This is a genomic window from Spirosoma taeanense, assembly GCF_013127955.1.
Classification (GTDB): Bacteria; Bacteroidota; Bacteroidia; order Cytophagales; family Spirosomataceae; genus Spirosoma; species Spirosoma taeanense.
Genome location: NZ_CP053435.1, coordinates 3,678,972 through 3,694,005, shown reverse-complemented (window position 1 = coordinate 3,694,005; position 15,034 = coordinate 3,678,972). Strand labels below are relative to the sequence as shown.

General features: G+C 51.5%; 11 protein-coding genes and 1 other RNA gene. 4 read left to right on the top strand and 8 right to left on the bottom strand.

Annotated elements, in window-relative coordinates:
• Positions 1–84: 84 nt before the first annotated feature.
• From HNV11_RS15445 to HNV11_RS15435, 3 genes are all read right to left on the bottom strand, one after another.
• Positions 85–1,353, bottom strand: a complete 1,269-nt coding sequence (locus tag HNV11_RS15445; protein ID WP_171740521.1) for a hypothetical protein — start codon at positions 1,351–1,353, stop codon at positions 85–87.
• A 398-nt stretch (positions 1,354–1,751) separates the two neighbouring features.
• Positions 1,752–4,169, bottom strand: coding sequence for a helix-turn-helix domain-containing protein (locus HNV11_RS15440; protein WP_171740520.1), 2,418 nt, complete (start codon positions 4,167–4,169; stop codon positions 1,752–1,754).
• Between the two features lie 72 nt (positions 4,170–4,241).
• Positions 4,242–4,664, bottom strand: coding sequence for an EamA family transporter (locus HNV11_RS15435; protein ID WP_171740519.1), 423 nt, complete (start codon positions 4,662–4,664; stop codon positions 4,242–4,244).
• A 167-nt stretch (positions 4,665–4,831) separates the two neighbouring features.
• Between HNV11_RS15435 and HNV11_RS15430 the strand changes: the two genes are divergently transcribed.
• The 4 genes from HNV11_RS15430 (at position 4,832) to rnpB (ending at position 9,040) form a co-directional block, all read left to right on the top strand.
• Positions 4,832–5,860: a Smr/MutS family protein gene (locus tag HNV11_RS15430; protein ID WP_171740518.1), complete on the top strand. Its 1,029-nt coding sequence runs from the start codon at positions 4,832–4,834 to the stop codon at positions 5,858–5,860.
• 126 nt (positions 5,861–5,986) lie between these two features.
• The gene (locus HNV11_RS15425) at positions 5,987–7,405 is read left to right on the top strand and encodes a DUF4403 family protein (RefSeq protein ID WP_171740517.1); all 1,419 of its coding nucleotides are present in this window, start codon (positions 5,987–5,989) and stop codon (positions 7,403–7,405) included.
• Between the two features lie 39 nt (positions 7,406–7,444).
• Positions 7,445–8,434, top strand: coding sequence for an endonuclease/exonuclease/phosphatase family protein (locus HNV11_RS15420; protein ID WP_171740516.1), 990 nt, complete (start codon positions 7,445–7,447; stop codon positions 8,432–8,434).
• A 112-nt stretch (positions 8,435–8,546) separates the two neighbouring features.
• Positions 8,547–9,040: RNase P RNA component class A (gene rnpB, locus HNV11_RS15415), an RNA gene on the top strand.
• A gap of 90 nt (positions 9,041–9,130) precedes the next feature.
• Here the strand turns inward: rnpB and HNV11_RS15410 are convergent.
• The 5 genes from HNV11_RS15410 to HNV11_RS15390 all read right to left on the bottom strand — a co-directional run bounded on the left by HNV11_RS15410 (position 9,131) and on the right by HNV11_RS15390 (position 14,627).
• The gene (locus HNV11_RS15410; protein ID WP_171740515.1) at positions 9,131–9,754 is read right to left on the bottom strand and encodes a class I SAM-dependent methyltransferase; all 624 of its coding nucleotides are present in this window, start codon (positions 9,752–9,754) and stop codon (positions 9,131–9,133) included.
• Positions 9,755–9,765: 11 nt separating this feature from the next.
• Positions 9,766–10,410 (bottom strand): trimeric intracellular cation channel family protein, encoded by a 645-nt coding sequence (locus HNV11_RS15405; protein WP_171740514.1) that lies wholly within the window; start codon positions 10,408–10,410, stop codon positions 9,766–9,768.
• Between the two features lie 119 nt (positions 10,411–10,529).
• On the bottom strand, positions 10,530–11,915 hold the full coding sequence (locus HNV11_RS15400) for a tetratricopeptide repeat protein (protein WP_205402733.1): 1,386 nt from the start codon (positions 11,913–11,915) through the stop codon (positions 10,530–10,532).
• A gap of 199 nt (positions 11,916–12,114) precedes the next feature.
• Positions 12,115–12,435, bottom strand: coding sequence for a hypothetical protein (locus HNV11_RS15395; protein ID WP_171737707.1), 321 nt, complete (start codon positions 12,433–12,435; stop codon positions 12,115–12,117).
• 116 nt (positions 12,436–12,551) lie between these two features.
• A complete protein-coding gene (locus HNV11_RS15390; RefSeq protein ID WP_171740512.1) occupies positions 12,552–14,627 on the bottom strand; it encodes a c-type cytochrome in 2,076 nt (691 codons plus the stop codon).
• Positions 14,628–15,034 lie beyond the last annotated feature (407 nt).

Sequence of the window (15,034 nt, the reverse complement as noted above, 5' to 3'; positions counted from 1 at the left end):
TTCTTGAAAAGTCAAAAGCCGGTCGCTTACGTCGCGACCGGCTTTTTTGTGTATTGACAGAGTCTGATTTCCGGAAAAAGAGACTTACAGCGAAAAGGCCATCTCCATGTCAACGACGGCCGACTCCTGGGTCAGCAGATCGGTGGCCTTGCTGCGCATGATATTGATCAAGGCATTCCAGCCGGTGCGCCACCGACGAATGATATTCTGTTCCCGTACAATTTCCGGCTCCTTAGGCTGGTTGGGCTTCTCAAAGTATTCGGGCATACGTTCGGTCATCTGGCTAACCAGTTCGTCGATGCTGCCCGTCAGAACCAGGATAGGGTCGGCCTTGGCTACCTGAATCAGCGCCCGAACAATCGAGAATGTATAGAACGCACAGTCAATATCCTGATGACGAACCGGCACATCGTCGTGCAGACGCTGCAGCCTGACTCCACCGTCTTCCAGAATATCGGACGCCGGTTCTTCGCCTTCGGGCTGGGGGAAAACAGCGTCCAGCTTAGCTTTGAATTTATCCCACCAGGGCGGCCGGCCGGAGGGGTTCAGCGTATCGCAGAAAATAACCCGCTGGGGCTTATTGGGCTGCTGCGAATTCATGATTAGGAGGGCAGCGCCCAGATGCCGGTCGTCGGCCGCATGCCGGCGCTGAATGACAAAACAATGGAGTTGTTCATCGCCGTCGGCCTGGAGTTGTTCGGTCGTGGTTTTAACCACCCGCAGGGAATCCTCCATGTAGCCGTCCGTAACGACGTGAATGGGCAGGAGGGTAGGGGACAGGGCTTCCCGGCGTAGCTGATCCGCTAAGATGGTGAGAGCGGTTGCATCCGAGCGTCGCGTTCCGAAATACATGCCGATATCCTCTTTAATCTGCCCCGTGTTCATTTCTAAAAGCGGAACCGTATCGCCGTGTGCACCCTGCCGGCTGGCGGGACTATAGCGGAAAGGAACCTCGAAATTTTCGCGGTGAGCGGCCAGATTATAAATTCGTTTCTCAAACTTAGCGAGCATCGGCTCGTACGCATCGTTTTCAAAATACACTTCATTGATAGGACGAAGCATATGGCGGGCAATGGCGTCGTTTTCGAGCAGCAGGGCAAAGGCATCATCGCGATGCTTAAAGAAGCTGCGTAACGCCCCATGTTCAATAAAATCCTCGGTATCGCTCTCAAAGTCCGCGCTTTTCGCCGGGAGCGTGCCCTGCTCAATCCAATCGCGCAGGTACTGTCTGACTGCTCCATCAAACGCCTGGTTTGCCTGGTCAGCCTGTTCTTTGGTGTAGCCTATCTGGCTGATGTGTTTGCTCTCAATCGGATCCCCCTGGTCGCCCGTGATCCGAAATGGTATTTTCATAGGTATACGTTACGTAAAAGATTAATGAATACTTCCCCAATGGCCTGCGACCTTCCTGTCGCAGTGGCTACTTCTGCAGCAGCTTACCCTTAACCCGAATGACTCCCAGCCTGTCTGTAAATGCGCTCCCGAACCAAACCGGAGCGGCTTCAGCAGATAAACATATATTCCGCCCGTTTTGGTTGCATTTGCCAAAGCGAAATAATTGCCCGAAAAAAATGGTAATAAACTGATTATCAGTGGTGGGTCGCTGGGTCAGAGTAGCGGTGACCAATGCTGAAACGGAGCGCTTCGCCGAAGTAAATACCACGCCGGTTCTGACTGCCAGTTTTGCCCATGAAGGTACGTTTTTTTCTCAAACTATCATATGCATGAACTGGGGATTCGACCGGCTTTTTTTAATCCTCGGTTCGCATGGCATTGTACACGAACCGAATCTCGCTATACGTCATGGAGTTATTCAGACCAAGCCGTACTTCATTGAGCGTACTGGGCTGATTTGCTTCAATAAAGGATCGGATCGCAGCGATCTTGTCGGGTGGCAACAGGGCCTCCACGGGTAGCTCGCCCGCGCTGACAAGTCGCGCCAGATGGCTTTCAACCGTCGATAGGCTCAACCCGCGTTCGGCGGCAATCTCGTCAATGGACCTGCCCGCCTGGAACAGAGAGAGCGTTACGAGGTGCGACTCAACTTTGGGCGGTTTCTCTTTCGGGGCAGCCCCGGTGGAAGAACGCTTTCCATATTCCTGAATAATGCGCAGTATGTCTTGGCCCAGTTGCTTGACTTTGGTTTTGCCGAAACCTTTAATGGCCAGCAGCTCGGCTGCCGTTGTGGGGCGGGTGCGGGCCAGTTCGACGATAGTTTTCTGGGACAGCACCAGATAGCCCGACGTATCGTGTTCGCCCGCCAGGTCGTTACGCCACTTCATTAGGGCACCGTAAAGCCCGCCTTTCACAGCGCCTTCGTTACTACCAGATGGCTCGCTTTGTTTCCGGGCGGGCTGAAAGTCAAGTTCGGCGCGGTTGCGGGCCTGTAGATACGCCAGGGCCTCGAAGCCGCTGCAGCTGCTTTCGAAGCTCTGGCGTTTGCTGAACAGCTCTTTTTCCAGTTCATCCATCGCTTCCAGCAGGAGGTCGCGTACCTGCTTGTTGTCGCAGTCGGTGGGGCAGGCCCGCAGGAGCGGTAGGAGTTCGTCGCTCAGTAACGTTTTAAAATACGCACCCGCTTTCCGGATTCGCTGCTGTAATGGCTCGTTGTCTTCCGGTAACTGTTCGTGGGCGAAATAAGCGGGTAGCTGCTGCATGAACCGGCGCGCTACGTCGCGGGCTTTGGTGCCGTGCAATTCGGCCAGCTGCTCCAGCGCCGTGTGCAGCTCATCGGGCAGACTGTCGTGGTGCTGTACGGCCAGCCGCCGACAGCGGTAAATGAGCGAATGAACCTGCTCGAACGAAAACAGCTCCTGGAGCAGATACTCCTGGTTAGTGCGTTTGGCGTCGTGGAGGTGTTGCTCGGTTGGTGTCTGCTGCTGGACCTGTTCGTGGAAGTCTTCCAGCGTCTGCTCGGTTTTGATGCTGTGCGATGGAATCGGCGTCCGCAGAACCAGCCCGTTGAGCGTTTTGCAGCGGCTGAGCGCTACGTACACCTGCCCGTGGGCGAAAGCCGCCGACGCGTCGATGATCGCCTTCTCGAAGGTCAATCCCTGACTTTTATGGATCGTAATGGCCCATGCCAGTTTTAACGGGAACTGCGTGAACGTGCCAATCACTTCACCTTTGATTTCCTTCGTTGTCGGGTCAAGCGTGTACCGGATGTTTTCCCAGGTTACCCGATCTACGGGAATCATGTCGCCGTCCTGCTGACTTCTGACGTAAATAAAGTCGTCGTCCACGGCCGTTACGCGCCCAATCTTACCGTTGTAGTACAGCTTTTCGCGGGAAATGTCATTCTTGATGAACATCACCTGCGCCCCCACTTTCAGGTCCAGTTCGGCCTCGGTAGGGTAGGTGTTGGCGGGAAACTCTTTCTCAACGGTAGCCGTGAAGGTATGCCGCCGACCTCTCAGGGCCTGTAGCTTCTGGCTGTTGATTTGCTGGGCGGTGGTGTTGTGCGTGGAGAGGGTAATGTAGCCTTCATCATCACCGGGCGAAAAATCCGGCACGTAACGCTGGTTCAGGTCGTCGAGTTGAGCGCGGGTTATGGTTTTCTCGCGGATGCTGTTGAGCAGACTGATGAATCGCTCGTCGGACTGCCGGTAGATATGCGTCAGCTCAATCGACACGTAGGGCGTCTGGCGAAGGGCTTTGCTTCCAAAGAAATAACCCGTCTGATAGTGGGGACTAAGCAAGGCCCAGTCTTCGTCGCGGATGACCGGCGGCAACTGCTGCATATCGCCGATGAGCAGCAACTGAACACCACCAAAGGGCTCCGGACGATTCCGGTAACGTCGCAGCACTTCGTCGATACCGTCGAGTATGTCGGCCCGAACCATACTGATCTCGTCAATCACCAGCAGATCGAGCGTCCGCAGGAGGTTTATCTTCTCCCGGTTGAACTTACGTCCCTCGCGCTGAACGGTTCCGGGCACAAGCGGGCCAAAGGGCAGCTGAAACAGCGAATGGATCGTAACGCCCCCCGCATTGATGGCCGCAACACCCGTTGGCGCTACGACCGCCAGCCGCTTGGCGCTGAGTTGTTTGACCTGATGCAGAAAGGTCGTTTTACCGGTTCCGGCTTTACCCGTCAGAAAGACGTTCCGGTTCGTGTGAAGAACAAAGTTGTGGGCGAGGTTTAGTTTTTCGTTTACGGGGGCAGGCATGATACGGTACGGGTAAACCAGCAGACATGAATCGGCGCGGGGCACGATCCGATAACGCCGGGCCGGTTGTAATCATTCCCGCGCCATGGCAATCACAACCGCTCCGGCTCCCATCAGCACAACCCCCACAATAACCTGCCAGTTAACCTTTTCTTTCAGGAACACAATGGCGAGAACTACGGAGAAGACCAGCGAAACCTTATCCAGCGATGAGACTCTGGCGGCATCGCCCAGTTTGAGCGCCCGAAAGGAAAGCAGCGAGGAAACGCAGGTGATGACCCCGGCAATGACCAGATAAATCCAGGCACGCCGGTCAACGCGCGTCACATCCGGCAGGTTGCCCTGGCCAATGACAACGCCCCACGATACCAGCAGGATCAGAACCGACTGAATGGCAAAGGCCAGACTGGAATCTACATTTTTTATCCCCGCCTTCGAGAGCGTAACGACGGTGGCGGTGGCTACAGCGGCTAATAACGAAAAGACAATCCACATAGAACAGACTGATAACGTTCCTGGGGTAAAGCGAATGTGGTGCAGAATTGATTTAAAAATCGATGGAAGGGTTTTGGATGGGTCCGTTGTACTTTTGGCAAACCGAAACCGGCCGTTCGGTTGTTATGTATGTATTGAACCGGCATTCGGTCTAAAGACCTTACATTATGAATATTGGCGATAAAGTCCGGTTATTACGGGCAAAGGAACAGGGCGTTGTGTCGCGGTTCCTGCCCGGCAACATGATCGAAATTGAAATTGAAGATGGCTTCCGGATTCCCGTCATGCGATCGGAACTGGTGCTCGTCTCGCCCCTGGAAGCCGAGCGCCTGCTGCGAACCAGCACCTTTGCTCCGCAGAAACCAGCCGCTCCACAGTCACCGGCCATTCTATCCAACCAGGGTATTTATCTGGCGTTTATTCCTGTCAACGACCGCGAATACACCCTGCATCTGATTAACAACACCGACTGGGAGTTTCCGTACCTGATTGGCGAAGAATCGGCCGGAGCCGGGGGCGGAATACAGTTTATTGGTCTGCAGAGTGGCGTGTTAAAGCCTAAATCGCAGCAGAAGATGAACGATCACTACGTCCACGCGAAGTTTGACGAGTGGCCGACGTTCGTGGTGCAGGGATTATGGTTCCGGGCCGGAAAATCTTCGTTACGTCAGCCGCTCATCAAACGATTCAAAGCGCGGGCCTCTACGCTGTTTAAGGCCAAAGTAACGGTACCGGTGCTCAACCAGCCCGGTTTTCAAACCCAGCTCGATGCCGAAAGCGCCGAGCCAGCGCAGCCGGTTCCGGCCAGCAATCGAAATGCGCAGCCCCGGCCCACTACAATCCGCCCCGAAGAGCTGAAAGCCGAGATGCTGAAGGCCAAATCAGAAACAGGTGGGATTTCGGTCGAGCGGCCGTCGGCGGTAGTGGACCTGCACACCGAAGCTCTGCTGCCCAAAGGAACCGGCAACCGGACGCCCGCCGATTTGCTGAAGCTGCAGCTCGATACGTTCGAGAAGGCCCTTGAGAACGCCATTGCCAGTGGTATGAGCGACATTACGTTCATTCACGGCGTGGGGAGTGGCGCCCTACGAACCGAACTGCACAAGCGGCTGGGCCAGCACCCGAACGTTAAATTCTTTGAAGACGCGCAGAAGCAGAAATTTGGCTACGGCGCCACAAAAGTAACTATAAAATAGGATTCTCAGGTGTTGTCAACGTTCTACCGGCCAGCACCTGACGCCCTGAATCATTACGCGTTACGAACCTTTCAACGTAACCTGTTTCGGGCCCGAATACCGCCCTGCCGATTAACTATTACCTGTATGTACCGTTGTATTGTATACAGTCTGACCATTGGCTGGCTGATTTTGAGCAGCCTCGGCTGCCAGCCTTCCGGTAGCCAGCTGAATCCAAAAGCCCCGAAGGAAGCTTATAATATCACCGAGATGGAAGTCCGTACCGAACGCTTTTTGTCAACAGTTCATGTTCCTGTTTCAATTGGGTTGAGCGATGTCGAACGGCAGATCAACACCCAGGTGAATGGCCTGATTTATGAGGACAATAGTTTCGAGAACAACAACCGCGATAACTTCATGACCAAAGTCTGGAAGCGGGGAACGATTCTTGTCAATGCGCAGGACAGTCTGTTTCATTTCACGGTGCCTTTAAGGATCTGGGTAAAAGCAGGGGTTACGGTTTTGGGTTTTACGAAGTTTACAGAGACCGAATTTGAAATAGACCTGCGGTTCAAAACCAAATTTGACCTCGAACGCGACTGGTCGGTCAACACCCAGACCGAGGCCGATGGGTACGGCTGGGTCCGGCGGCCCACTGTCAGCTTAATCGGTATCAATATTCCAGTCACGAATATTGTGGGGAGCATGATCGACAAGAATCTGGGCAGCATCACTAAAACGCTCGACCAGCAGATACGCCGGAACGTAGACCTGAAAACTCCCGTTCTTAAAGCCTGGAATATGCTGCGCGAGCCCTACCTGATTTCGGAGAAGTACCGCACCTATTTTCAGGTTGTGCCGAAGCGGGTGCTCATTACGCCCCTGCGGTTCGAGGGGCACACGATTCGGGCCACGATTGGTATCGAAGGGTATACGCTGACAACGACCGGCGACAAGCCCGATGTAAAGCCCGCCGTGTCGCTGCCCGACCTGACCGTAGTGCCGCAGGTTAAAGATGATTTTCAGATTGGCCTCCTGAGCGAAGCCAGCTATCAGGAAGCCGCCCGGCTTGCATCAGAAGAGTTCGTCGGTAAAACGTTCAAGTTTAGTGAGGACCGCTACAGCATCACCATTACGAGCATGGATATGTTCGGCCAGAATGAGAGTCTGATTATCAAGGCAGGTCTGAAAGGTACCGTCAACGGCGATATTTACCTGCGCGGCCGACCGTATTACGACGCTCAGGAACAAACCATCTCGCTCAAAGACCTGGCCTACGACCTGGACACCCGTAACGTACTCCAGCGGTCGGCGAGCTGGCTGCTGCAGGGGACGTTTGCCCGAACGCTGCAAAAACAGCTCACCATCCCGGTCGGTTCGCAACTGGCCGATATGCAGAAACTGCTGCAGGAACGGCTCAAAAATAACCAGCTGGCCAAAGGCATCATACTGAACGGCCGCATTGACGAGATCCGTCCCGATCAAGTCTATCTGACGCCTACCGCCCTGCTGGCCGTTGTTCATGCGCGGGGCCGCATCGACGTCAGGGTAGAAGGGTTGCAATAGTGCAGACTCAGACAAGGCAGCGGCTCAACCGGATCGACTATGAGGAACGTAGTACAAAAAATCAGTTTGTATATAGGTATAGTACTGATAGGCATTACGCTGCTATCGTTACTGTATGATACGTCACTCTGGTTTCTGCAGATTTTCAATTTCCCGCGGCTACAACTGCTGATTGCGCTTATCTGCTGCCTGGTCCTGTATGCAGGCGTAAAAAGAAAGAACCGGCTCGACGCACTCGTGGCAGGGCTGGCTATTTCAGCGGCCATACAGACCTATTACTTATTCCCCTATTTTCCGTTTACAACAAAACATATTCTATCGGCCGATGCCGTCACCCTGAACAGGAAGAATGTGTTTAGTCTTATTGTTGCCAATGTCTATATGAAGAACCGCAACGCTGCGGCTTTCATAAAAATTGTCAGCGACCGAAAGCCCACCCTTGTCCTGACGATGGAGGTTGATAACTGGTGGATGAACCATCTGGACGTGTTAAAGAAGGACTATCCGTACCGGATTACGTATCCGACCGATAATACGTACGGAATGGCTTTGTATTCCAAGCTACCTCTTCAGGATTCGGCTACCTTGTTCTTCAATCATGATGGGGTGCCGTCTTTCCTGGCGACAGTTTCGCTCCCTACCGGCGCTTCCTTTAGATTACTTACCGTCCATCCGGTCGCGCCCAGGCCCAGCAAGCATCCCGACAACCTGAACAGCGAAGAAGTAGGCCTGCTAAAAGCCGGACGCACTGCTGCGGCTCAAACCGGGCCTACTGTGGTTGCCGGCGATTTCAACGATGTAGGCTGGTCGTACAACACCCGTCGGTTTGAAGAAATCAGTGGCCTGAAAGACGTACGATGCGGCCGTGGAATGTATAACACGTTCGATCAGCATTCTGTCCTGATGCGGTGGCCGCTTGATTACGTTTACACATCCTCGCAGTTTCGGGTGGCCGAAATTGAACGTTTGCCCGCCTTCGGGTCCGATCATTTCCCGCTTTATGTGGAGTTAGTGCTTGGGCCGAAATAGGCTCTTTTGCTGCGGCTCGTCAGTCAGCCGGGGCGTGTCGTTAAGCGCTGGCTGGTAAATCGACATATAGTAGAGGGGTACCGTAATTTCCCTACCTTTGTATTCCCCAACCAATCCAGACCGGCTTATCGCGTCCGATTCATCGGGCGAGGAAAGTCCGGGCAGCACAGAGCACCCTACTTCCTAACGGGAAGGCGGACGACTGGGAACGGCCGTTCGACAGACAGGGCAACAGAAAACATACCGCCAATTTTAATGGCGAACGAGTGAATGGTGAATGAGTGAATAGCCATCCGGCATACAAAGTTTGCGCCAGCTATTCGCTCATTCACGCTTTCGCTCATTCACTCTTTAAATCTGGTAAGGGCGAACCGGTGGGGTAAGAGCCTACCGCCCGGTGGGTGACCAGCGGGGCACGGCAACCCTTAGGGGCTGAAAGACCAAATAAGCGTCGGACGCGCGGCTGCTCGTCGCCAGCGGCCCGAAAGGACCAACACCGACGCGGGTAGGTCGAACGAGGTGTCGGGTGACCGGCATCCCAGATAAATGATAAGCCAGCCAGCGCAAGCGGGTGGACAGAACCCGGCTTACAGGTCTGGATTGGGCTGGGGATTTTTGATTGTGTTCATGAACCGGCAGGAAAAGAGCCTGCTTCTGCCTGGCTAAAGGCAAATGTTATAAGACATGGCTGATGGGTTATCGCTTCTTACCGACAAACCTGATGACGCAGCCGTGCCCATTGTGGTACTGTCCTTCGTTGAGTTCAATCTCGGTTTCTGTTAATTGCTGGAAATCATAGTTTTCGAAATCTGATTTGATTTCGGCTATTGAGAACAGCGAAGCAATATCTTTTGGGCCGCCAACCTTTTCGTTCTTTGCCAGATAGTCAAGATGCTTCTTGCTGAAAGCCTCAAAGATAACGATACCGCCTTTACGCAGATACGTATCAAGAGCCTTGTGATATAAGGACTTAAGATCTGGCGGAAAGTGGGCATAGATCAGGGCGATGACGTCAAATTGTTCGGCGGGGTAATGCAGGAATCGCAGTTCGCCAACCTGATAATCAATGCTCACCTGATTTCTTTCGGCAAGTCGCATAGCTTTCTTTTGCCCTTCTGCGCTTATATCAAAAGCCGAAACAGTCCAGCCGAGGCTGGCTGCAAATACCGCGTTACGGCCTTCGCCCTCGGCCGGAAAAAGAATCCTGCCTGGAGGTATTTTTTCTATCTGTTCTTTAAAATACGCGTTAGGCTGCTCTCCATAAGCAAAGTCATTCTGACTGTAGCGTTCATTCCATTTCTCTGTCCAGAGGTCTTCCATCGTTCAGGGTCTTAGATGTTATCCGCTTTGTCGCCGTTGGTAGCCTTAATCGAGTGCAGGACTGGCAAATGAATATGAAATTTCAGGGCGATTATCCGAATGGCTATCACTGCTGATGCGGCAATAAGTTCTGTCAAACTCGTTGACAAGTCAAACCGGATACACACAAAATATACAAACCCGCCCACCACGCAGGCGAGCGCATAAATATCCTTTCGTAATAGGAGCGGCACCTCATTCAGCAAAACATCCCGGATAACTCCTCCGATTGAGCCCGTAATGGTGCCCATTACTATGCAAACCCAGAATGGCAGATTCATTTCAATGCTTTTGCTAATGCCCACAATCGTAAACAGGCCCAGGCCTATAGTATCGAACAGGAATAAGGTGTTCGGCCATTTAAATAGTTTTTCTTTGAAAAGCAGGGTGGCAAGCAGCGCAGCGCCGGTTGTCAGGAAGTACGTACTGTCTGTCATCCAGAACGGCGTTACGTCGAGTAATAAGTCTCTTACGGTCCCTCCTCCGGTGGCGGTTACTAGTCCAATCAGATAAGCGCCGAACCAGTCAAGCTGTTTGCCGGACGCCAGCTTTATCCCACTAATTGCAAAGACAAAGGTGCCGAGTAAATCTATTGAAGTTGTAAAAATACTGCCCAATGAAGTTACTGTGGTTTTGATGGAAAATGTATTGCCGGATTTTACAAGCGGCACCGTACCGCGCTCCTTTTGTATTGGTGCATTTTTGAACCGAAAGGTCGCTAATTTAGCTAAATGTCTTATGAATGGCTCTTCAGAAACGCCCTGGCAACCGAAAGTTCTGGTCTATCTGACTTTGGAGCAGCAATGGATATCAGTTGGTTATAGTAAAAGGAAGCTTTATCCATCAAGCCAGCTTTTTCGGCTGCAACACCAGCGCCGTATAAGCTGTTGAAGCGATTCGGACTTTTTTGCAGAGCTTTTTCATAGGCTTGCAAGGCTTTCTGGTTTTGCTGTAGTTGACGTAACAGATCGGCATACAATTCCCGGGCGGGCAACACTTCCCCCGGTGTTACAGGATGTTTGGATGTGCTGTCTTCCATGTCAGCCGCAAGGCTCAATAAGTTTAAAGCGGCCGTATTCCTGCCTTCCAAAAACGCAATCCATCCTTCTCCCTCTTTCATCTGGATCGCCACTTGCTTTGCTTTATAGAAGTCTTTCTGCTTTTGTAACGTATCGTAAAGCGTATGCAGCTTTTCCAGTTCTGATTGGGCAGAAGCAGCGTCTTTAGTGTGGGTCGCGCCCAAGAGACGTGCAAAATGAATAATCCCTTCCTGCCAGGGAAAATTCTTCCAGGGGAAATTGGCAGGTGTCAATTGGATGTTTGCCGCTTCCTTCCAGTTTTTGTTTTCCAATGCCATACGTGAAGGTGCAGCCGCAAATGTATAGGCATCCTTAAAATTAACCGGAAAAACCTGATTGATGGATGCAATGTATCTTAGCTGTTCATTAGCGGCTGCATTATCACCTGTTTGCAGATAAGCATAGACCAGATAATCCAGACCATGAAGCTCCTCATCCCAATGACCTTTTATACCGGCTGCTTCGGCATAGCACTGGGCAGAAGAGACCGAAAGCCGATTAGACTGAATGCATTCATCCCAAAGGCCTAAGCGGGTGAAAATATGCGATGGCATGTGCAGGGCATGCGCAGAGGACGGGGCAATAGTAGCGTATTTTCGTGCCGCAGCCAGCCCCTGCCGGGCCAGTTCCGGGTAATCGTAGGTGTGAATCAGATAGTGGGCGATACCCGGATGATTGGGTTGTCCGGGATAAAGCGCCTGCAGAATAGAGCCCGCTTTCTTCTGTCTGGCAAAGGATTTATCGGCTGGGTCGGCTGCGGCATTGAGAGCCAGCGCATAAAAAACAGCCGCTTCTTTATCCGCTGGGTACTTTACGTAAACGGCTTTCATGCCCGCTTCAAAACGAAGACAGCGGGTGCGGTGATCGGTGAGCTGCCAATCGTTATAAAAGGAAGCGATGGCGTCGATATAAGCGGCTTCGCGTTCGGATTTTGAGAGCGACTGCGCAATCTGAACGGCCTTTTCACCTTTTCTCAACTCAGTTTCGAGTGGTGGTGTCCAGAGCGGATGGAAGAGAGACATGGCTACTCCCCAATAGGCCATGGCGCAACTGGGGTCTTTGTCAATCACCTTCGCAAACACCTTCTCGGCTTCGTCATATTCAAACGAGTGTAACAGCTTTACGGCGAGATCAAAATCTTCCTGCTCGTCCGGGCTGCAGGCCGTTTGGAACGTAACCGAGCCAAATTGCTGATCGGGAGGACCGCACGTAACAATTTCTCCCCGTTTGAGCTGTAGTGCATCAACCAGCTCGGTTGAGGTACTGGTTTTTTTCTGCCTGCAGCCTGATAGGAGAACCAGCAAACCGAGCGTGAACAAGCCTGCCTTTCTCATGGTAAGTGCCTGTTAGAGATACTTCACCATCCTTCAGGGCCTGATCTTCAATTGAGATTAACCAATACGGAATGACGTAGTGGCATTCATTACGGTAAAGCCCCAAAAGATTGTTGAATAAAATTAAGGTTATTACTGGAGAAGTCCTATGGCTCAGGCTGTTTATTGGGGCGTATGACCAGGTTCCTGGCGTACCTGATAAAATATATAGCACATCAGAAGCAGACATTAGTAGAGGGGTCAGCAACAGAGAAAAAAGCGGTGGGATATAGTGTAGGCTGCCAATAGCCACTAGCAGATAGTGGTGCAGACAGGCTGTCTATTGTTAACTTGTACCTATATACGTTACTTGTTAGTCCGGTTGTCCTGCCCGTACTGAACAGGATACCCGCGCTGTGCCCACACAAGAATTCCTTCGTCGAGGATGGCTGTATGTTTATAACCGAAGCGTTTCAGGGTGTTCACGACCTGGGTAGATGCCGCGTGCGGGCAGGCGCAATACGTTACAATCCAGGTGCTGTCGTTTGGAATATCCTTAATGAACTTATCCGGCTGTTCATAGTAAGGCACGGAAATAGCACCGGGAATATGCGTCTGATGCCAGGCCGCTTTCGATCGGGCGTCGAGTACAATCATGCGCGTGCTGTCTTTTAACGCTCTAAGAAGTTGTTCGGCCGATACGTAACGACCCTCGCGTAATGTAAACTTTGGCGCTTTGTGGTGGGGGTTTAATACATAATGTTCAGGAAGGGGTTCTTTGGTAGTGATTGCTGCGGGCGCATTCCACCCCGACGCCCGGCTTCTGATATAGGCCGTGACCGCATTTATTTCAACCTTGCTGAGACTATCCTTGAAAGACGGCATTGGCGTATTATCCCGGCCTTCTGAAATGGTGTAACGTAAAAAAGCATCGCTCGCCGTGGCTAACAGCATGGGATTGCCCAACGCAGGGGCACGAACGCCTTCTCCCTTTGCTCCATGACAGGCCGCACAATGGCTGGCGTATAGTTTTTTTCCAAGCGCTACATTTCCGATTACAGGCTTTGCCGACATTTCTACCGGTTTTTTAACCCCGCTTAACTCGTAAAGCCACTGTAATAGTAAGTCAATGTCATCCCCATCCAGCGGGCCGCCCTGGCTTTTTGCATAAGGGGCCATAGCCGTACCTGAGCGCCCGTAATAAATTGTATGCCGGAGATAATTGTAGCTGGATCTGGGTAACTGAGTGGATGCCATTAACGTATGGGAACGTAACGATGGGGCAAAATCTGCTGCATAACCTTCGCGGTTTTTGCCGTGACACAAGGCGCAATATTTTGCATAAGTGGCTGATGCATAGCGTACTGAAGCCTGGTCGAGTTTCGTGCCTTCCTTGAAGCTGAATATTTTAGCTAATTGAGCCTGCTCTTTTGATTCTTCGATAAATTCAAGCTGGACACCGTGCGCATATTCCTTCAATACAGTCAACCGTTTTCTTGATCGATCCGCGAGCAAAGCCTTGGCCGGCAACTTCTTGTTCAGGAAGTCACGTGTAGCCTTAAGACTTTTCACCTCAAAACATATAGCATACACACCGGGTCCACGCGTTTTCAAAAACCGGCTGTATGCATCGCCGGGTAATCTGGGCGCCATCACCTGCAGCGTCTGGTTTTGTGCTATGCTAAAAAGCGCTGCCGTGTCGCTTTCTTCCAGTTCCCTTAATCCGATCTTTTTGAATTTTTTACGCGCAGTTTTGAGGTTGCTGACAACAATCCGCAGCGACGATATGCCTATTACGCCATTCGGGTTATCCTCATAATATTTACGCCATGCGTAGGGCTTCCAGATGCTTTGAATTTCCTGGTAAGGCAGACCAACATATTGCAAAAAGCTGGGAAGATAGGCCGGCGGGTTCTTACTGTTAAATTCTACACTGCGCCACTGCGGTCCGCCATCATCCCAATCCCATCCCTTTGGCACTTCTACAGTAGTACGGCCAGAGCGGGGCGGGTCTGTTTTAAATCCTTGTGACTTAATCCAGTGAAGCGTTGTATCAGCCGAAGACGTAGACAGTGCATACAGTCGCACACCCTGATTACGCTGAAGAAAAGCGGTAATGAATGAATGCTTTTTTGCAACCAGTCCTGTGTCCTTAACCGAAAGAAGCTCGATGGACGACTGGTCCGGAAAACGAGCATAGGCACTCAAGGTTCCCTCATACGTGCCTTTTTCAAATTTCTCAGGTGAAGGCATAGTAAACCCGAGAACCTTTACGTAATAATTTCGGGCGCTATCTAAATCCTGTACAATTAATGTAGCACTGTTAATGCCAAATCCCGCTCCCAGCAATGGACTATCAGTAAGTTGTTTACCCTGCTTTGAGGTACAGGATGAAATAAATCCACAGATGATAAGCAATGCCATGCGGAAGTTCGCTTTCATGGGAGCTAGATATTATTTATATAAATATATTTACTAAATCTACAAGGCCTGAAACCTTACCAATGCTCCTTTTGAATTTTATAACCTGTACTTATAGAGGAAAATTTTTTTAGCTGATCAATAGAAGCATTTAAACCAGTTTATTCTATAGAGAAATATAACTTATAAAACACATATTGTTTTTGGGCCTACTTATACAGCATGACGCACAACGTTTGACGGCTTGGCGGTGTGGCGGTATTTGGAAAACGTCACGACCCGAGCCCAGAGCCGATTAAAGATAAAACGTTTAATAGTTATTTCTGCTGAACACCTGCGTTACGTCGTGCTGGAACTGAAGATGATTAGTTTACTACAGTTGATGCTGCGTTGGGTCGCCCCGTCATAACGCCAAACCGCATGTTAGC

Excerpts from the sequence above, each read along its gene's own strand:
- HNV11_RS15425 (WP_171740517.1), top strand. The coding sequence starts at position 5,987 with ATGTACCGTTGTATTGTATACAGTCTGACCATTGGCTGGCTGATTTTG.
- HNV11_RS15410 (WP_171740515.1), bottom strand. The coding sequence starts at position 9,754 with ATGGAAGACCTCTGGACAGAGAAATGGAATGAACGCTACAGTCAGAAT.
- HNV11_RS15445 (WP_171740521.1), bottom strand. The coding sequence starts at position 1,353 with ATGAAAATACCATTTCGGATCACGGGCGACCAGGGGGATCCGATTGAG.
- HNV11_RS15435 (WP_171740519.1), bottom strand. The coding sequence starts at position 4,664 with ATGTGGATTGTCTTTTCGTTATTAGCCGCTGTAGCCACCGCCACCGTC.
- HNV11_RS15400 (WP_205402733.1), bottom strand. The coding sequence starts at position 11,915 with ATGGCCTATTGGGGAGTAGCCATGTCTCTCTTCCATCCGCTCTGGACA.
- HNV11_RS15440 (WP_171740520.1), bottom strand. The coding sequence starts at position 4,169 with ATGCCTGCCCCCGTAAACGAAAAACTAAACCTCGCCCACAACTTTGTT.
- HNV11_RS15420 (WP_171740516.1), top strand. The coding sequence starts at position 7,445 with ATGAGGAACGTAGTACAAAAAATCAGTTTGTATATAGGTATAGTACTG.
- HNV11_RS15390 (WP_171740512.1), bottom strand. The coding sequence starts at position 14,627 with ATGAAAGCGAACTTCCGCATGGCATTGCTTATCATCTGTGGATTTATT.
- HNV11_RS15395 (WP_171737707.1), bottom strand. The coding sequence starts at position 12,435 with ATGTCTGCTTCTGATGTGCTATATATTTTATCAGGTACGCCAGGAACC.
- HNV11_RS15430 (WP_171740518.1), top strand. The coding sequence starts at position 4,832 with ATGAATATTGGCGATAAAGTCCGGTTATTACGGGCAAAGGAACAGGGC.